The sequence below is a fragment of the Tardiphaga sp. genome (assembly GCF_044336785.1).
GTDB lineage: Bacteria > Pseudomonadota > Alphaproteobacteria > Rhizobiales > Xanthobacteraceae > Tardiphaga.
Genome location: NZ_JBIIOT010000018.1, coordinates 54,618 through 71,933, shown reverse-complemented (window position 1 = coordinate 71,933; position 17,316 = coordinate 54,618). Strand labels below are relative to the sequence as shown.

Below are 17,316 nucleotides of genomic sequence, written 5' to 3'. Positions count from 1 at the left end.
TCGCTTCGCGACGCCACCTTCTCCCCGCAGGCGGGGAGAAGGCAGGAGCAACCGCATGACCACAAAATTCATTTCCATCGAAGGCATCGCCAAACGTTATCCGGCGGCGCATGGCGGGCGGACCACGATCTTCGAGGATCTCTGGCTGTCGCTGGCGCCCGGCGAGTTCGGCTGCATTATCGGCCATTCCGGTTGCGGCAAGACCACGGTGCTGAACATCCTCGCCGGGCTCGACGAGCCCTCGGAGGGCACCGTCATCGTCGATGGCCAGGCGATCTCCGGCACCAGCCTCGATCGCGCGGTGATCTTCCAGAGCCACGCGTTGCTGCCCTGGATGACGGTCATGGGCAACATCGCCTATGCCGTCTCGTCCAAATGGCGGAAATGGGACAAGGCGAAAATCCGGGCGCATGCGCAGACCTTCATCGACAAGGTCGGCCTCACCGGCTCCGAGCACAAGCGGCCGTCCGAACTCTCCGGCGGCATGAAGCAGCGCGTCGGCATCGCACGCGCTTTGTCGATCACGCCAAAAATCATGCTGATGGACGAGCCATTCTCGGCGCTCGATGCGCTCACACGGGGGACGCTGCAGGACGAGGTGCGCCGTGTCACGCTGGAGACCGGCCAGACCACCTTCATGATCACCCATGACGTGGACGAGGCGATGTATCTCGCCGACAAGATCTTTCTGATGACCAACGGCCCCGGCGCCGTGCTGGCGGAAATCGTCGAGAACCCGCTGCCGAAGGATCGCGCCCGCATCGATCTGCACAAGCACCCGCATTACTACGCGCTGCGCAACCACATCATCGATTTCCTGGTGACGCGCAGCAAGACCTTCACCGCCACCACGCCGGACCACGATGCGCGCAATGTGCCGGTGGTGCGGCCAGTTTTCACCGAGGCGCCAACGATGCCGTCTCTCACCAGCGCGATGCGCTGATCATCTGCAAAGGAGACCACCATGCTGCGATCCGACCTCACCGAAAAGCTGCTCGACATCAAGCGCGAGAAGGAATGGACCTGGAAACATATCTGCAAGGCGATCGGCGGCTATTCCGACGTGCTGATCGTCGGCGCCATTCTCGGCAACATGAAACTGACCAAGCCGCAGGCGGCCAATGCCGGCGAGCTGTTCGGCCTCTCCAAGGCGGAGACCGCGATGCTGAACGAGATCCCGATGCGCGCCGAAACCATGCAGATGCCGCCGCAGGATCCGCTGATCTATCGCTTCTACGAAATGGTGATGGTGAACGGCCCGGCCTGGAAGATGCTGATCGAGGAAGAATTCGGCGACGGCATCATGTCGGCGATCGATTTCGACTTCGATTTCGAGCGCGTGGCCAACCCGAAGGGCGATCGCGTCAAGATCACGATGTCGGGCAAATTCCTGCCGTACAAGTATTACGGCGCGAGCGGGAACGTGCCGGAATATGGCTTCAAGGAAGACTAAGGATATCCGACCGGCGATCTGCCATCATACGTCGCGGCCGGGCTTGTCCCGGCCGTTTGCTGTCGTGTGGATATCAGCCTCGGATTGGTACGAGCGGCAGATGATGCGCTGCGCGTGACATTGCTTCGCGCGGAACCTTGCTCACAACTGCTGCTTGTCGCAGGTCATTTGTAAACCAGCACATGTCTGGCCTCTGCATCTGTGCAGGGGCCATTTTTGTATCGCACGGAGGAAATCATCATGGCCAAGAAAACAACCAAAAAGCCAAAGCTGCTCGCCGACCTGTTTCACGACACGCTCAAGGATGTGTATTTCGCCGAGAAGAAGATTTTCGCCACGCTGCCGAAGATGGCCAAGGCGGCGGAGTCGAAGCAGCTGAAGGCGGCCTTTCTCAAGCACCAGAAGGAAACGGCCGGTCAGATCAAGCGCCTCGAAGGCGTGTTCAAGATCCTCGGCAAGAAGCCCGCTGCCAAGAAATGCGACGCCATCATGGGTATCACCAAGGAAGGCGCGGAGATCATGTCCGAATATAAAGGCATGCCGGCGCTGGATGCCGGTCTCGCGGCTGCGGCGCAGGCGGTGGAGCATTACGAGATCTCCCGCTATGGCACGCTGGCGACCTGGGCCAAGGAGCTCGGCATGCCCGAAGCCGTCGCGCTGCTGGACGCGACGCTAAAGGAGGAGAAGGCGACGGATGCGGCGCTGTCCACGCTGGCGAAGTCGGTGGTCAATGTCGCGGCTGAAGCCGATCTGTGATTCCCTTGCCGGCCCGGCGGCGACGCCGGGTCGGCGGAACAAGACGTGCTGGCTCACGTTCGTATGGTGCAGCCCGTCGCTGCCGCCGCGCTTTGGAGGACGCCATGGACGATCTCAGGAACAAGGGCCAGCCCGATCGCAGCAAGATCAACATGCATGAGCCCCATGAGGTAAAATACTGGAGCCATCAGCTCAAGATCGATCGCGCGAAACTGCAGGCGCTGGTGGACAAGGTTGGTAACTCGGCTGCAGCCGTTCGCAAGGAGTTGGCAGCCTGACCCTCTCCATGGACGCGCTGCACGAACAGTCGGTGAAGATTGCGCTCGATTATCTCGAACGAACGGGGGTGTGCGCGGCTGACGCAGCTTTCGATTATGTCGGGCGCCATGTCGCCTATCAGATCGAGCAGGGCGAAGGCAGCCGGCTCAAACTCTCCAATCGCGCGATATCGGCCTTTATGCGCCATCGCGACAACGCGCCGCTTCGTGTGATCGGGCAATCCTCATGATGCCGCTGGTCAAACCCTGGTCCGAAGCCGACATCGAGCGCCTGCGCGTGATGGCAGCAGCCGGCGCCTCTCCCATCAAATGTGCGGCGGCGCTTCGGCGCAATGTGCAGGCGATCCGCCGTCAGGCCAGCCGCCTCGGTATCCATCTGCCGACGCTGCGCGAACAGCGCAAGAGATTGCGTGAGGCCGAAGCGGAAGCGGCGCAATAGAGGCGCGAGCGCGGCGCTTCCTGCAGAGTCACAACCACCTTGCCGAAATGATTGCCTTCGAGGGCGATAGGCTTCGACGATATCGTCAATCGCGAACGTCCTTGCGATCACCGCCGCCGTCGCCGCCGGCGTCCGTTCAGCATCGGGTGATCGGGCTCGTCTTCCGGACGCGGATGGGCGGCTTCCAGCAGCGCCATGGCTTCATCGGGGATATGGCGCGTATCGAGGCCGGTGGCGCGGCGCATCTCCTTGAGGGCTGTGACGATCGCCTCGTCGCGCGACGCAAACCAGGCGCCGGTGCGCGGCACGCCATCGGGATCGCGGCGGCGGCGCCGGCGGCCCATGGCTTCGGCCCTGGCCATCTTCACCACCTGCAAGGCCTGCAGCAGCGCTTCCGGCGTGACGTCGGGCCGTGCTTCAAGGTCGCGCAGCATGCGGTCGGCAAGGAGATAGAGCCGTTCGCCGAGCTTGCGCAGCCGCAGTTTTCGCGAGGCGCGGGCGCTCGGCACGGTGTCGGTGGCCACCGGCGCATAGAAGGGGCGCTGCCACTGGCCGTCCTGCGTCCAGCGGCAAATCGAGGCGCGGCCGACGCCGGTTGCCTTCGCGATCTCGCCATAGGTCATGCGCGTCGTCTCGATCAGGCGACGCACCTGCGCATGTTTGCCATCGCCATGCGGTCGCCGCGATCCGCGCGTCCGCGGGCCGCTCAGGATCGTCTCCTCCTGCGGCTCGCTCCCTGTGGAGTCGATGACGCGGATACCAGGAAGGAAGAGAGGGGCGATGGGATAAGTCATGCGCTGGAATATATGCCTATTTCTGCCAAAGGGCAAGACCCGAACGCTGAGGAGGGACCGGCATCGCACCTATTGAAGCGTCACCACCACTTTTCCAAACTGGGCGCTGGATTCGAGAAAGCGATAGGATGCGACGATGTCGTCGAACGCAAACGTCCTGGCGATCACCGGCGTGAAGGTGCCAGCGGCGACGCCGTCGAGGATGTAACGTTTTGCGGCAGCGAGCTTCACCGCGTCCTCCACGATCTCATGCACGAGATAGCCGCGCAGGGTCAGGCATTTGCCGAGCGCGGTGAAGAGCGGGAAGGGCGTCGGCTCCGGTGCGAGGCCGCCATAGGCGATCAGGATGCCGCCGCGCGCCATGGCTGATGTGAGCGGCGTGACCAATGCGCCACTGACGGCGTCGAGTACGATGCGGATGCCATCGGGGGCGATGGTCTTGAGACTGGCTTCGACATCGTCATGCGCCGTCACCACCACATCATCGGCGCCGAAGGCGCGCAATGCGGCTTCCTTCTCCGGTGTGCGCGTGATGGCCACGGTGCGTGCGCCGACGCTGCGCGCGATCTGGATCGCAGCAAGACCGACGCTGCTCGACGCCGCCGTGATGGCCACGGTGTCATCCGCGCGCAGTTTTGCCAGATCGATCAGCGCGCCATAGGCGGTGAGAAACGGCATCCACAGCGCGGCGGCTTCGGTGAAGCCGAGCGCCGGCGGATGTTTCACCACATGCGCGGCGGGAAGGTTCGCGATCTCGCCATGGGTGGGATGGCGGATCATCGACACCGGCGGGATCACGCTGACCGCATCGCCCAGCGCGAAGCCGGTGACGCCGGCGCCGAGCGCGGCGACAAGGCCGGCGGCCTCAAGCCCGAGCCGCGCCGGCAGGGGCGGCGTCTCGATATAGGCGCCGGCGCGCATCAGGGCTTCTGCGCGGTTGAGGCCGAGCGCCTTGACGCGGATCTGCACCTCTCCGGGGCCGGGATCACGCACCGGGATGTCATCGATCCCGAGTTCCTCCGGACCGCCGAAGCGATGGAAACGGACAATGCGGGGCATGGGAAAACTCCTTCATCGCGGGAATGAATGAGCTGTATCGGTGGTGCCGGATGCGATAAATGAGCGTTTCGGAAGATCATTCGAAACCAATGGTTCGGAATATGGATCGCCTTGCCAGCATGGAAGCCTTTGTCCGGGCCGTCGATCTCGGCTCCTTCGCCGCGGCGGCCGACGCGCTCGGCATGTCCGGGCCGATGGCCGGCAAGCATGTCCGCGAACTGGAGACGCGGCTCGGCATGCAACTGCTCCATCGCACCACGCGCAAGCAGAGCCTGACAGATTTCGGCCGTGCCTATTACGAGCGCTGCAAGGCGATCCTAGCCGAGATGGCGGCGGCCGATGCGCTGGCGGCGGATCAGCGTGCGGAGCTGCGGGGCGTGCTGCGTCTCACGCTGCCGGTGCATTTCGGCCGCCGCTGCGTGGCGCCGGTGCTGCGCGAACTGGTGATGCGGCATCCGCTGCTGGAGCTGGAGATGTCGTTCACCGACCGGCTCAGCGACCTCGCCGACGACGGCCATGATCTGGCGATCCGCACCGGCGAGCCCGGCGACAGCGCCATGCTGGTGGGGCGCCGACTCGCGCGGCAGCAGATGATCGTGTGCGCGGCGCCGGATTACCTCGCTGCGCATGGCACGCCGCAGGGGATCGACGATCTCGCCGCGCATGCAGCCGTCATCTATCGCCGCTCCGGGCCGGTGCCGCCCTGGCTGTTTCCGGAAGCGAATGGCGCGATACGCGAAGTCGTGCCGAAGGGACGTCTGCGCCTCGACGATCTCGACGCCATCGCAGAAGCGGCCGGGGCCGGTGCTGGCATTGCATGGCTGCCGTCATGGCTGGTGCGGGCGCAGTTGTCGCGCGGCGAGCTCGTACAGCTGCTCGCGGATGTGCCGAGCTATCCTTACGACGTCCATGCCTTCTGGCTGCGCACGCCGCATCTGCCGATGAAGGTGCGGCTGGCCGTGGATGCGCTGGCAGCAGCGCTGCCAAAGCTGATGTAGCGCATATCGTCTTGCCGGCATGCTGCCGGCAAAGCGCCCGTCGCGGCTAGCGCTTCTTCTTTGCCGTCCTGGATTTGGCCTTCGATTTGGTTCTGGATTTGGCTTTGGCCCTGGTGGTTTTCTTCACCGTGGCCTTGGTCGCCTTCTTTCCTCTTGTTGCCTTCTTTGTCGCTTTCCTGGCCTTGGCTGCCGTTTTGACCTTGCGGACCTTTGTTTTCTTCGCAGTGGCCTTCTTTGCCTTGGCCTTTTTCACCGGTGCTTTTTTCGTCGTTCCCTTTTTTGTCTTGCCCTTCTTCACGGCCGCTTTCTTCGTTGCAGCGGCTTTCTTCGCTGGCTTGTCCTTGGCGGGGCGGATGGGCTCTTCCGCGTTGTGGGTCTTCGCGTTGTCGACCCAGTTCGGGCTCACCGGCAGGAAGAACATCTGGCGGCGACGCGACTTGAATCCGTTTTCGATGAAGTAGTTTCTGGTCCAGCGATCGTCGGGATCGAGAAACACCTTTTCCGGCTTCTCGCCGGGCTTGCGCTTGGCAGCCACTTCATTGGCGACATCGCGGAAATAGAAGTGGCGGAACAGGCGATCGAATTCGGTCATGTAGATGTCGGCGATGCGGGTGTCGCCGCGGATCAGCAGCATGTTCTCGTCATTCTTGGTGAGCGAGCCGTCGGAGAAATTCGCCGAGCCGGTGCAGACCAGCGGGTCGTCGCTGAGCGGATCGATCAGCAGATATTTGGTGTGCACGAAGAAGATATTGCCCTGGCTGCGCGTCAGCTCTTCCTTGAGATACCAGCGGTCGAGCGGAAACTGCTTCACCTTGCGCTTGGCGACGAGCTTGCCATCGACCACCTTGAATTCGGCGCCGAGCACGGCGCCATAGGAAATCTGCAGGTCCCGATCGCCTTGGAGGGCCTTGCTTTCGTTGGCGGTGGGCGGCTTCTCCTTCAGCACGAAGCGCAGGAAATCGCGGTCGCGCGCCAGCGGCTCGATAAAATCCGGAGCGACTGTAAATGCTGCGGTGAACATGATCGACGAGGTCGCGTCGCTCATGCGGTCGGCATACCAGTTCAGCATCGAGGCGGTCTGGCGGGGTGAGAAAATGCAGGTCGGAGGTTCGGACTCGACCACCGGGGGCGGATAGGGCGAGATCTCGGCGACGCCTTCCTTGGCCGGCTTGCCGGTGGGGTCATCGCTCAGGATGGTCCAGTATTTCAGATATTGTTCGGCGACATCCGCGTCGTGCACGAGGTGGCCGACATTGGACTGGCCGAGGAAGCCCGACGGCGTGAGGTTGGTCGATCCGGTCCACACTGCTTGCGGGCTGTCGCCGTCGAGCTTGATGATGAACTTGTTGTGCGGGATCGGCGGGCGCGTGCGCCAGATGATGACGGGCTCGCCGTTCACCGTCTTCTTGAGGTCGAGGCCGGCTTTCTTCATCGCCGCTTCGTTCTTGCCGTCCTTGTCCTTGTGCACGATCAGGCGGACATCGATGCCGGCTTCGATCTTGTTGCGAAAGGCTTCGAGCACGGGCGGATAGGTGAATTCATAGACGCAGGCGCGCAACGCCTCGTGCTCCTGCGTGCCGTCGATGTAAGCGAGGCAGGCTTCGAGCAATCCGCGCGACAGCCAGATCGTGTGTTCGTCGTCGCGATCATTCATCTCCGCATCGGTGGGCACATGGTTCTTGAAGCGGCGGGCATAGGCCTGGCTGGCGATGGCCCCGCGGTTGAACCAGATGCCGTGCTTGCCGTCGTCCTCCTTCTCGGTATGGACATTGAGTGTCAGCTTATGGGCTTCGTCGAGCCTGGGCGCGGTGGGCGTGCCATAGACCGGCACGATCTCGAAACGGTAGTCCGTATCGGGATCGGCGGTGTAGTCGCTCCACAGGAAGCTCTGCACCGGAAAGCGATCGGTCAGGTATTCGCCCTGTTCGGTGTCGGGATCAGGGACGACGTCCTCGAACACTTTCAGCGAGCGGAGATATTTCAGATCCGCAGTGCCCTTGGCGCGTCGGAAGGCAAAGCCGAGAAGGCCTTTGCTGGCTGGCTCCTCGCAATCGAGCGCAATCATCACGGCGCGTGTGCCGGCGATAGCCCTGGCCCTGAACGGTTTTGCCTCGTCGTCGGTTCGCATGATGTCCCCCACGGATGCCGCGATCTTGCGGGGCGATGCTTGCCCAAGTCGGATTGCGCGTCAACTATTTGTATATGTTGTGGGAATGGACAGCTTTAGGTCGTGCGCGGCTGTGCATAGGAGCGGATGGGAATGGCATCCTGCGGAAACGCATCGTTTCCATGCATGCGATGTTTCCAAGGCGGAAAGCGCCTAGATAGGTCTCAACAGATCCACCCCGAGACCCTCACATGAAGAAAATCGGTTTTCTCTCCTTCGGCCACTGGACGCCGTCACCCTCGTCGCAGACGCGCTCGGCGGGTGACGCGTTGCTGCAATCCATCGATCTCGCAGTTGCGGCCGAAGAGCTCGGTGCCGACGGCGCCTATTTCCGCGTGCACCATTTTGCGCGCCAGCTCGCAGCACCCTTTCCGCTGCTGGCGGCGGTGGGCGCGCGCACCAACAAGATCGAGATCGGCACCGGCGTGATCGACATGCGCTACGAGAACCCGCTCTATATGGCGGAGGATGCGGGCGCGGCCGATCTCATCAGCGGCGGCCGGCTGCAGCTCGGCATCTCGCGCGGCTCGCCGGAGCAGGTGATCGAGGGCTATCGCTACTTCGGTTATGGGCCGGCGGACGGCCAGACCGAAGCGGAGATGGCGCGGCGGCATACCGAGGTGTTTCTCGACGTCATCCAGGGCAAGGGGTTTGCGCAGCCGAATCCCAATCCGATGTTTCCGAATCCGCCGGGCCTGTTGCGGCTGGAGCCCCATAGCGAAGGCCTGCGCCAGCGCATCTGGTGGGGCGCTGCCACCAATGCGACGGCGGAATGGGCGGCCAGGCTCGGCATGAACCTGCAGTCATCGACGCTGAAGATCGACGAGAGCGGCAAGCCGTTCCATGTGCAGCAGGCCGAGCAGATCCGGCTCTATCGCGATGCGTGGACAGCGGCTGGGCATGCAGGAACGCCGCGTGTGTCAGTGTCGCGCAGCCTGTTCGCGCTGGTGAATGATCAGGACCGCATGTATTTCGGCCGCTCAGGCGATGAAGACAAAGTCGGCATGCTGAGCGCGACCGAGCGCGCGATCTTCGGGCGCAGCTATGCGGCGGAGCCGGATCGGCTGATCGAGCAGCTCAAGGGCGACGAGGCGATTGCCGAAGCCGACACGCTGCTGTTGACGGTGCCGAACCAGCTGGGCGTCGACTACAATGCCCATGTGATCGAGGCGATCATGAAGCATGTGGCGCCGGGCATGGGCTGGCGGTGAGTTAACGAGATATGAATGCGCGTGCAGGATTTCTGCGCGCGCATTTATATGGATGCAATCCAGGATAGGTATCATGCGCTTCTCACAGGGAGACACGCAAGATGCCATCGAAGTTCTATCTCTCGGCGACCGCCGCATTGCTGCTGCTGGTGTCCGCGGCCACCGCGGTGCATGCGCAGGTGGAGAGTCGTCGTGTGCTCGGCCCGAACGGCGTGCCGGAGGGCTATACCCGCGTCACGGCCAACATCAATATTTTCGTGCCCGGACCCACCGGCGATAGCGACGAGGCCGAGAAGCTGCGCGATCGCGCGCGTCGCATCGTCTACAGCACGGCCGCGCGCGAATGCGACATCCTGCGCGAGACGGTGGCGCAGGAATGCGTGCTGGAGCAGATCACCAACAATCTCAATGCCACGCCGCGCTATCAGTCGAGCCAGCCGGAAGGCTACACCGTCAATGGCTCGCTCACCTTCAGCATCAAGCTGAAGAAGGAGTGAGACGGGTATCCTTCCCTCAAGCGGCCAAGCCCCGTCGGGGGAGGGAGTCCACGGAGCGCCCGGGTGGCTACTTCGTAAATCCGGCTTTCCGGATCAGATCCACTGCGGCCTTCTGCGTCGTTGCGATCTGATCGATCGGGCGATCGTCGATGGGGAATGAGCCGATGTCCGTGACGATCGGCGCGCGTGCGCCGGTTTTTGTCACGGGATATTCCAGCTCCGCTTCGGCGAATAGTTTCTGCGCCTCGTCGGTGACGAGGAACTCGACGAATTTCAACGCTGCAGCCTTATGTGGCGCATGTTTCGCGATACCGACAGCCGTCACGTTCATATGCGTGCCGCGATTGCGGAACGTTGTCGGCACCGCCTTCACCTTGTCCGCATCGGTCTTCCAGTCCGCGCCCTCGCGGCCATCGCGCAACTGAGCGAGCGCCACGGTGTTGGCGATGCCGATCTCGCAGCGACCCTGGGCGATGCGGCGGATGACGTCGTTGTCCTTGCCTTCAGGGAGCCCGGCGAGATTGGTCTTGAGGCCTTTCAGCCATGCCTCCGTGGCCGGCACGCCGTTATGCAGCAGATAGGCGGCCACCAGCGCCACATTATTCTGGTGCAGCACCGTGCGCATGCAGAGCTTGCCGCGCCATTCCGGCTTGGCCAGATCTTCATAGGTGATCGACGCCAGCGCGCTATCGCTGCGCGCCACCACCACGCGCGGGCGCATGGCCATGCCGAACCATGCGCGGCCGCGGTCGCGCAGCTCGAATGGAATCGCTTTGTCCAGTGCAGTGGATTTGATCGGGCGTGTGAGGCCGAGCGTCGCGAATTGCGAGGTCTTGTCGAGACCGATGGTGAGCAGCACGTCGGCGGGCGAAGTCTTGCCTTCGCTGGCGACACGTTTCGACAGATTGTCTTCGATGAAGGTGGCGTTGACGGTGATGCCGGTCGCCTTGGTGAAGGCATCCGTGACCGGCTTCACCAGCGCGGCTTCGCGCGTTGTGTAGAGGTTGATCTCCTCGGCGGCCGAGACCGCCGAGGAGAGGAATGTTGCCGTGAGAGTGAGCAGGAGGGTGGGAAGTCTGGTCCAGTCTCGTGCTCGCATCACTCACTCCGTTAGAATTTCACCGTCGCGGCCAGCGAGAACCTGCGCGCATCGCCGACGGCCACGTTCAACCGGTTCACGGCCGACGGGAAGTAGACATTATCGAACATGTTCTTGACGTTGAACTGGTAAATCACCGGGAAGCCCATCTGCTTGACTTCATAGGTCGCGAACGCATCGGCCACCGTATAGGACGGCAAGTAGAACGTGTTTTCGGCATCGCCCGCACGATCGCCGACATAGCGGGCACCGGCGCCGATCCGCAGACGGCCCGGCAGCAGCGTGCCGAAGTCGTAGGTCAGGAACAGCGAGCCGGTGTTCAGCGCAACATTCTGCAGCGTGTTGCCATTGACCAGCGGATCCGCGGTGACGCGGGCGTCGGTATAGGCATAGGTGGCGATGGCGCTGAGGCTGTCGGTCAGCTTGCCCGTGATGTCGAACTCGACGCCGCGCGAGCGGGCAGCACCCGCGGTGCGCAGGATATTGGTGCCGGTGCCGGCATCGAATTGCGAGACCGCGATGTTCTTCTTGTTCAGGTCATAGAAGGCCAGCGAGCCCGACAGGCGCTTGTTGAAGTCGAACTTCACGCCGGTCTCATAGGACACGCCTTCTTCCGGGGCGAGATTGGACGTGACCTGGCTTACCAGCGGCGCGATGGTCCAGGTCGGCTTCAGCGACTCCGAATAGCTCGCATAGAGCGAGATCTCGTCATTGACCTTCACGATCACGCCGGCAATCGGCAGGGCCTTGTCACCCATCGTGTTGGTGTTGGCGACGAACGGACGGCCGCGACCGGCGATCTGTTCCCATTCCATCCAGCGCAGGCCGCCGACGACCGACAGCCAGTTGGTGAGATGCAGCGTATCCTGCGCGAAGATCGAGCGCTGGCCGAGCTTGTCGGTCTGGTCGCTGTCGCTGGCGGAGACAGTGGTGCCCGGTCCCTGTCGGTCATAGACGGGATTGAAGATGTTCTGCGTTCCGACGGCCTGGCGGATCAGGTCTTTGCGGTAGATCACGCGATATTCGGCATCGCCGCCGAACACGATGTCGTTCTTGAAGCCGCCGACCCACACCGTGCCCTGCATATAGGACGTGCCATAGCTGACCTGGGTCAGCGCACCGCCGGTGCCGTCATTGCTGCGGCTGAGGATGCCGGCCGGCGTAACCGCGGAGACGCGGAGCTGGTTGGCCGTGTAGGTCTCTTCATTGTAGCTGTAGCCCGCATACAGCTTCCAGTTTTCGTTGATGCGGTGATCGACCGAGGCCTGCATCAGGTCGGAATTGCCCCACATGGCGTTGTAGGGTTCGTCGAAGCGGCGCGTGATCGGCACGTTGTCGAACGGCTTCAGCGTGGTCGGGTTGAGCGCAATGCCGCGGTCGAACGGATAGGAGAAGCTGCGACGCTCGTAGTTCAGGTGAACCGTGGTGTCTTCGCCATACCATGACAGCGAGGGCGCCAGCAGCGATTCACGGCGGGTGCCGAAATTGCGCCAGTAATCCTCGCTCTGGCCATAGGCGATGAAGCGATAGGCGAGGCCATTGTCGCCGAGCGGGCCGGTGACGTCGATGGTGCCATCGATGCCGTCCTTGCCATTGCCGAAGGTCGACCCGAGCAAAGTGACTTCGCCATGCTGGTAGAGGTCCGGCCGCTTGCTGATGGTGTTGATGATGCCGCCGGGATCCATGATGCCGTAGAGCAGCGATGCCGGGCCCTTCAGCACCTCGACACTCTGCACCGCGGGATTGAGCGCACGGCCCTGATTGATCGGCATGCCGTTGCGCATGATCGAGCCATCGCGGTTGTCACCGAAGCCACGGCGCATGACGGCGTCCTGGGTGCCGGCCAGCGTATTGCCCTGGGTGATGCCGGAGACGTTGATCAGCGCGTCGTCCAGATTGCGCGGCTGCTGGTCGCTGATGACCTGCTGCGGCACGACATTGACGACCTGCGAGGTGCCGAGCGGCGAGGTGGCTCCGCGCAGGGTGGTCGCATCGGGCATCGCGCGATAGCCGAGGATCTGCTCGTAGCGCGCAGCGGCTGCAGCGATGGCGCGCTGGGTCTGCGTCGGCGGCGCCGGGGGCGGCGTGGCGTTGCGGCGGGCCGCGACAGCGCGCGAGCGGCTCGGCGTGGCCACGGCGCGCGCCGGGCGGCGCGTGGCTGACGATGATTCCACGGTCACGGCCGGCAGTGCGGTCTGTGCCTCGGCGCTGTCGATCGCGAAAGCGACGTCACCGATGAGGAAGGCCGCGCCGATCAACCAATGCACATGGCGCAGCTTGAAACTGGTGCACGGGTCTGACTTCGGGCTGCATTGGTTGTGGGTGGTCACGTCGATTGCTTTCACGTTTGAGAAGTGTCGTGATTGCGATCTAGCAGCAGTGGCGTACAAATTCTGCGAGGCGGGCATTGAACCGCTCTAAAGTGGTCTCATTGTCAACGCAGTGTGGCAACGATGTTGCACCTGCGGCCCGGCGCGCTCTCTGTTTCAGGCCCTGACCTCATTTCCGACAATCTCCGGAGGACCCAGCTGCGGAAAGCATCTGCGCGTTGCCGGGCTTCGATATTCGATCGAGATGGCCTGACGTCAGAACTTCACCGTCGCCGCCAGCGAGAAGCGCCGTGCTTCACCGGGTATCACGTTGAAGCGGTTCTGGGCCGACGGGAAATAAATGGTGTCGAACATGTTCTTGATGTTGAGTTGATAGGTCACCGGCAGCCCCATCTGATTGACCTCATAGGTCGCGAAAGCATCGGCAACAGTATAGGACGGCAGCACATATGTGTTGCTGGCGTCGCCGGCGCGGTCGTCCACATAGCGTGCACCGGCGCCGACACGGAGGCGGCCGGGCAGCAGCGTCCCGAAATCATAGACCATGAACAGCGAAGCGGTGTGGGGCGCCACATATTGCAGCGCCTTGCCGGCAAGGACCGGATCATCGGTGACGCGGGCGGCCGTATAGGCATAGGTCGCGATCGCGGTCCAGTTGTCGGTGAGGCGCCCGGTGATGTCGAACTCGACGCCGCGCGAGCGCACCTTGCCGGCGGTGTAATAGACATTGGTGCCGAGCAGTGGATCGAATTGCGACACCAGCACATTCTTCTTGTCGATGTCGTAGAAGGCCAGCGTCCCGGACAGCCGCTTGTTGACATCGAATTTGACGCCGGTCTCCCAGGAGATGCCTTCCTCAGGTGCGATATTTGCCGTGATGATCGTGCCGCCGTCCAGCGCGCTCGATGACGAGTTCGGCTTCAGCGATTGCGTATAGCTTGCATAGAGCGACACCTGATCATTGAGCTTCACGACCACGCCGCCCTGCGGCAGAATCTTGTCGGCCATGATGTTGGTATTAACGCTGAAGGGACGGCCGGTGCCGGCCAGTTGGTCGTATTCCATCCAGCGCATGCCGCCGACCAGCAGCAGCCAGTCGGTCAGATACAGCGTGTCCTTGACGAACAGCGCGCGGGTGCCAAGCTTGTCGGTCTCGTTGCTGTCGCGGTTGGAAATGGTGGAGGCGGGCTGTGCCACGCCATAGACCGGATTGTAGATATTGATCGGCGCCACGGTCTGGACGAACTGGTCGTCGCGATAGATGACGCGATATTGCGCGTCGCCGCCGAAGGTGACCTCGTTCTTGAAGCCGCCGATCCAGACATTGCCCTGCATATACGCGGTGCCATAGCTGAGGTGGCTGAACGGACCACGGGCGGTGTCGCCGCGGCGGGTGACGTTGCCGGTCACGGCATCAATCCCGGTGTTGCGGACCTGGTCGATTCCATAGCTTTCGTGATTGAAGCTGTAACCCGCATACAGCTTCCAGTTCTCGTTGATGCGGTGATCGACCGAGATCTGGATGAGGTCGGTCTGGCCCCATGTGGAGCTGAACGGCTCGTCGAAGCGGCGCGTGATGGGCACGCCGGCCAGGGGCGCTAGCGTGCGTGGATCGAAGGCAATGCCGCGGTCGAAAGGATACTTGTAGTCGCGATGTTCGTAATTGACATGCACCGTGGTGTCGTCGCCATACCATGACAGCGATGGTGCAATCAGCGTCTCATGGCGCGTGCCGAAATTGCGCCAGTAGTCCTCGTTGACGTTATAGGCGATGAAGCGATAGGCGAGGCCGTCCTGTCCGATCGGGCCGGTGAGATCGAGCGTGACGTCGCCGCCGCCGCGAGACCCGTAGGTGGCGCCGGACAGCGAAATCTCGCCGTGCTGATAAAGATCCGGACGCTTGCTGATGGTGTTGACGATGCCGCCGGGGTCCTGGATTCCGTAGAGCAGCGAAGCCGGGCCTTTCAGCACTTCCACGCTCTGCACGGCCGGCGTGAAGGCGCGCAGCTGCATCAGCGGCATGCCGTTACGCATGATCGAGCCGTCGCGATTGCTGCCGAAGCCGCGGCGGATCACGCCGTCATTGGTGGCGCCGAACGTATTGGCCTGGGTGATACCGCTGACATTGATCAGCGCGTCGTCGAGATTGCGCGGCTTCTGGTCGCTGATGACCTGCTGGGGCACGACATTGACGACCTGTGACGTGTTCAGTGGCGAGGTCGCACCGCGCAGCGTGGATGCATCGGGCATCGCACGGTAGCCGAGGATCTGCTGGTAGCGGGCCGCGGCAGCAGCAATGGCGCGTTCGCTCGCGGTTGGCGGGGCGGGCTGGACGCTGCGTTGGGGCGAGGTGGCCTGGGCACGCCGCGGTGCCGTGGTGGCGCGCGTCGGGCGTCGCGCTGGCGTGGCAGATTCCACAGTGACGGCGGGCAGCACCGTCTGTGCCTGTGCCAGCGATGTCAGCGTATTGCATTCGCAGAGCAGGATTGCTGCGCCGATGAGGCAAAATGTCCGGTGTTTGCCGAGGAGATGGCTCCGGCCCGTCGCACGGCCGGTCGAGAAATTACTGGTCAAGTCGCCCGCTCGCTTCCGAAGGTTAATTATTCCGTAATTCGGAATATCAACGGGCGATCTGTTTCGGAATGTTGCTAAGGTTGAGTTAGAACAAAGCTAACTGGCAAAGCATACTCGTGGAGCGATCTCAGGTCGTGGTCGGGCGTGAGGCGCCGTTGAACTTGGGCGCCACACCCCCCGCAGCCTCAGACGCCGGCCTTCACCTGGGCGACGGCTTCGGCGATCAGCGAATCCATCTTGCTGCGCAGTTCGGCCTCGGTCACTGCAGCATTTGCGGCGGTGAGGTCGGCCAGCACCTTGCGCAGCACGTCGTCATCGCCGGCTTCCTCGAAATCGGAGGCGACCACTTCCTTGGCATAGGCATCGGCGTCAGCGCCGGTCTTGCCGAGCTTTTCCGCGGCCCAGAGGCCAAGCAGCTTGTTCCGGCGGTTCGTCGCCTTGAACTTTTGCTCTTCGTCGAGCGCGTATTTGCGTTCAAAATCCTGTCCGCGCTTGTCGAGTGATGACATCTTGGGGTTCCCTGGGTTTGGGGTGGTCGGGCCGGCGTTGTAATGTCCGGTTGGAGGCTTAACTAAGTGCGCGTAGCCGTACGGACAATCGGCCGCATGGTCGCAGGTCATTGCGAGGACGTGACATTTGTGCAACCGGGTAAAACCCGCATCCGACCGGCCGGATCGATTGTATCGGCGGGGGGGATCGGGTAGGTTGCCCCAAGGTTCGGTTCTCGTTCTGTTTCCTGATCACAGTTCTGTATTCAGAATCTGTGACAGATTGGTGCACAGACCGGTTCAGATGAGTTCCAGGCCTTCACGGCAGCTCCGTCGTGGGTCTACCCCGTTATTCGGAGCAACCAAATTCCATGGATTTCAACAACACACGGTACATCCCCATGAGCCGTCGACGTCGCATTTATGAAGGCAAGGCCAAGGTTCTGTATGAAGGCCCGGAGCCCGGGACCCTGATCCAGCACTTCAAGGACGATGCGACCGCGTTCAACGCGAAGAAGCACCAGGTCATCGAGGGCAAGGGTGTCCTCAACAACCGGATCTCGGAATACCTGTTCCAGCATCTGAACGACATCGGCGTGCCCACGCATTTCATCCGCCGGCTCAATATGCGCGAGCAGTTGATCCGTGAGGTCGAGATCGTGCCGCTCGAGGTCGTCGTGCGCAATGTCGCCGCCGGCTCGCTGTCGCAGCGCCTCGGCATCGAGGAAGGCACCCAGCTGCCGCGCTCGATCATCGAGTTCTATTACAAGAACGACCAGCTCAACGATCCGATGGTCTCCGAGGAGCACATCACGGCGTTCGGCTGGGCGACCCCGCAGGAGATCGACGACATCATGGCGCTGGCCATTCGCGTCAACGACTTCCTGACCGGACTGTTTCTCGGCATCGGCATCCGCCTGGTCGATTTCAAGATGGAATGCGGCCGCCTGTTCGAGAACGACATGATGCGCATCATCGTCGCCGACGAGATCTCGCCGGATTCGTGCCGGCTGTGGGATATCAAGTCGAACGAGAAGCTGGACAAGGACCGTTTCCGCCGCGATCTCGGTGGCGTGCTGGAGGCCTATACCGAGGTTGCCAAGCGTCTCGGCATTCTGGCAGAGAACGAGCGCCCGATGGGCACCGGTCCGGTATTGGTGAAGAGCTAAGGGA

The 17,316-nt window shown here is 62.6% G+C and carries 17 protein-coding genes; 10 read left to right on the top strand and 7 right to left on the bottom strand.

The window, feature by feature from the left end:
- The first annotated feature begins 55 nt into the window (after positions 1-55).
- The 6 genes from ACIQ2A_RS08220 to ACIQ2A_RS08195 all read left to right on the top strand — a co-directional run bounded on the left by ACIQ2A_RS08220 (position 56) and on the right by ACIQ2A_RS08195 (position 2,926).
- The gene (locus ACIQ2A_RS08220; protein WP_398477723.1) at positions 56-943 is read left to right on the top strand and encodes an ABC transporter ATP-binding protein; all 888 of its coding nucleotides are present in this window, start codon (positions 56-58) and stop codon (positions 941-943) included.
- A 21-nt stretch (positions 944-964) separates the two neighbouring features.
- Complete coding sequence (gene cynS, locus ACIQ2A_RS08215; protein ID WP_398477722.1) at positions 965-1,453, top strand: cyanase; 489 nt, start codon at positions 965-967, stop codon at positions 1,451-1,453.
- A 240-nt stretch (positions 1,454-1,693) separates the two neighbouring features.
- On the top strand, positions 1,694-2,209 hold the full coding sequence (locus ACIQ2A_RS08210; protein ID WP_398477720.1) for a ferritin-like domain-containing protein: 516 nt from the start codon (positions 1,694-1,696) through the stop codon (positions 2,207-2,209).
- 104 nt (positions 2,210-2,313) lie between these two features.
- Positions 2,314-2,487, top strand: coding sequence for a DUF3606 domain-containing protein (locus ACIQ2A_RS08205; RefSeq protein ID WP_398477718.1), 174 nt, complete (start codon positions 2,314-2,316; stop codon positions 2,485-2,487).
- Between the two features lie 8 nt (positions 2,488-2,495).
- On the top strand, positions 2,496-2,717 hold the full coding sequence (locus ACIQ2A_RS08200) for a hypothetical protein (protein WP_398477715.1): 222 nt from the start codon (positions 2,496-2,498) through the stop codon (positions 2,715-2,717).
- Positions 2,714-2,926: a hypothetical protein gene (locus tag ACIQ2A_RS08195; RefSeq protein ID WP_398477713.1), complete on the top strand. Its 213-nt coding sequence runs from the start codon at positions 2,714-2,716 to the stop codon at positions 2,924-2,926. Before ACIQ2A_RS08200 ends, ACIQ2A_RS08195 begins: the two co-directional genes overlap by 4 nt.
- Before the next feature lie 107 nt (positions 2,927-3,033).
- Here ACIQ2A_RS08195 and ACIQ2A_RS08190 read toward each other — a convergent pair whose 3' ends face one another.
- On the bottom strand, positions 3,034-3,720 hold the full coding sequence (locus tag ACIQ2A_RS08190) for a hypothetical protein (RefSeq protein ID WP_398477711.1): 687 nt from the start codon (positions 3,718-3,720) through the stop codon (positions 3,034-3,036).
- A gap of 69 nt (positions 3,721-3,789) precedes the next feature.
- On the bottom strand, positions 3,790-4,779 hold the full coding sequence (locus ACIQ2A_RS08185; protein WP_398477709.1) for a zinc-dependent alcohol dehydrogenase family protein: 990 nt from the start codon (positions 4,777-4,779) through the stop codon (positions 3,790-3,792).
- A gap of 101 nt (positions 4,780-4,880) precedes the next feature.
- Here ACIQ2A_RS08185 and ACIQ2A_RS08180 point away from each other — a divergent pair, with 101 nt between their 5' ends.
- On the top strand, positions 4,881-5,777 hold the full coding sequence (locus ACIQ2A_RS08180; RefSeq protein WP_398477707.1) for a LysR family transcriptional regulator: 897 nt from the start codon (positions 4,881-4,883) through the stop codon (positions 5,775-5,777).
- Positions 5,778-5,823: 46 nt separating this feature from the next.
- On the opposite strand, the gene ACIQ2A_RS08175 is transcribed toward ACIQ2A_RS08180, so the two are convergent.
- The gene (locus ACIQ2A_RS08175; RefSeq protein WP_398477705.1) at positions 5,824-7,905 is read right to left on the bottom strand and encodes a phospholipase D-like domain-containing protein; all 2,082 of its coding nucleotides are present in this window, start codon (positions 7,903-7,905) and stop codon (positions 5,824-5,826) included.
- A 230-nt stretch (positions 7,906-8,135) separates the two neighbouring features.
- On the opposite strand from ACIQ2A_RS08175, the gene ACIQ2A_RS08170 reads away from it, so the two are divergent.
- Together ACIQ2A_RS08170 and ACIQ2A_RS08165 are read left to right on the top strand one after the other, a co-directional pair.
- A complete protein-coding gene (locus ACIQ2A_RS08170; protein ID WP_398477703.1) occupies positions 8,136-9,155 on the top strand; it encodes an LLM class flavin-dependent oxidoreductase in 1,020 nt (339 codons plus the stop codon).
- 101 nt (positions 9,156-9,256) lie between these two features.
- A complete protein-coding gene (locus tag ACIQ2A_RS08165) occupies positions 9,257-9,652 on the top strand; it encodes a hypothetical protein (RefSeq protein WP_398477701.1) in 396 nt (131 codons plus the stop codon).
- A 67-nt stretch (positions 9,653-9,719) separates the two neighbouring features.
- On the opposite strand, the gene ACIQ2A_RS08160 is transcribed toward ACIQ2A_RS08165, so the two are convergent.
- From ACIQ2A_RS08160 to ACIQ2A_RS08145, 4 genes are all read right to left on the bottom strand, one after another.
- Entirely contained in the window at positions 9,720-10,751 is a 1,032-nt protein-coding gene (locus ACIQ2A_RS08160; RefSeq protein WP_398477699.1) for an extracellular solute-binding protein, read from the bottom strand.
- A gap of 11 nt (positions 10,752-10,762) precedes the next feature.
- Positions 10,763-13,081, bottom strand: coding sequence for a TonB-dependent siderophore receptor (locus ACIQ2A_RS08155; RefSeq protein WP_398477697.1), 2,319 nt, complete (start codon positions 13,079-13,081; stop codon positions 10,763-10,765).
- 255 nt (positions 13,082-13,336) lie between these two features.
- On the bottom strand, positions 13,337-15,655 hold the full coding sequence (locus ACIQ2A_RS08150) for a TonB-dependent siderophore receptor (protein WP_398477695.1): 2,319 nt from the start codon (positions 15,653-15,655) through the stop codon (positions 13,337-13,339).
- Between the two features lie 185 nt (positions 15,656-15,840).
- On the bottom strand, positions 15,841-16,164 hold the full coding sequence (locus ACIQ2A_RS08145; protein ID WP_398477693.1) for a DUF1476 domain-containing protein: 324 nt from the start codon (positions 16,162-16,164) through the stop codon (positions 15,841-15,843).
- 380 nt (positions 16,165-16,544) lie between these two features.
- Between ACIQ2A_RS08145 and purC the strand changes: the two genes are divergently transcribed.
- A complete protein-coding gene (gene purC, locus ACIQ2A_RS08140; protein WP_211909433.1) occupies positions 16,545-17,312 on the top strand; it encodes a phosphoribosylaminoimidazolesuccinocarboxamide synthase in 768 nt (255 codons plus the stop codon).
- The last annotated feature ends 4 nt before the right edge of the window (positions 17,313-17,316 follow it).

Bases quoted from the DNA above. Each gene is read 5' to 3' on its own strand.
- ACIQ2A_RS08220 (WP_398477723.1), top strand. From the start codon at position 56: ATGACCACAAAATTCATTTCCATCGAAGGCATCGCCAAACGTTATCCG.
- cynS (WP_398477722.1), top strand. From the start codon at position 965: ATGCTGCGATCCGACCTCACCGAAAAGCTGCTCGACATCAAGCGCGAG.
- ACIQ2A_RS08210 (WP_398477720.1), top strand. From the start codon at position 1,694: ATGGCCAAGAAAACAACCAAAAAGCCAAAGCTGCTCGCCGACCTGTTT.
- ACIQ2A_RS08205 (WP_398477718.1), top strand. From the start codon at position 2,314: ATGGACGATCTCAGGAACAAGGGCCAGCCCGATCGCAGCAAGATCAAC.
- ACIQ2A_RS08200 (WP_398477715.1), top strand. From the start codon at position 2,496: ATGGACGCGCTGCACGAACAGTCGGTGAAGATTGCGCTCGATTATCTC.
- ACIQ2A_RS08195 (WP_398477713.1), top strand. From the start codon at position 2,714: ATGATGCCGCTGGTCAAACCCTGGTCCGAAGCCGACATCGAGCGCCTG.
- ACIQ2A_RS08190 (WP_398477711.1), bottom strand. From the start codon at position 3,720: ATGACTTATCCCATCGCCCCTCTCTTCCTTCCTGGTATCCGCGTCATC.
- ACIQ2A_RS08185 (WP_398477709.1), bottom strand. From the start codon at position 4,779: ATGCCCCGCATTGTCCGTTTCCATCGCTTCGGCGGTCCGGAGGAACTC.
- ACIQ2A_RS08180 (WP_398477707.1), top strand. From the start codon at position 4,881: ATGGATCGCCTTGCCAGCATGGAAGCCTTTGTCCGGGCCGTCGATCTC.
- ACIQ2A_RS08175 (WP_398477705.1), bottom strand. From the start codon at position 7,905: ATGCGAACCGACGACGAGGCAAAACCGTTCAGGGCCAGGGCTATCGCC.
- ACIQ2A_RS08170 (WP_398477703.1), top strand. From the start codon at position 8,136: ATGAAGAAAATCGGTTTTCTCTCCTTCGGCCACTGGACGCCGTCACCC.
- ACIQ2A_RS08165 (WP_398477701.1), top strand. From the start codon at position 9,257: ATGCCATCGAAGTTCTATCTCTCGGCGACCGCCGCATTGCTGCTGCTG.
- ACIQ2A_RS08160 (WP_398477699.1), bottom strand. From the start codon at position 10,751: ATGCGAGCACGAGACTGGACCAGACTTCCCACCCTCCTGCTCACTCTC.
- ACIQ2A_RS08145 (WP_398477693.1), bottom strand. From the start codon at position 16,164: ATGTCATCACTCGACAAGCGCGGACAGGATTTTGAACGCAAATACGCG.
- purC (WP_211909433.1), top strand. From the start codon at position 16,545: ATGAGCCGTCGACGTCGCATTTATGAAGGCAAGGCCAAGGTTCTGTAT.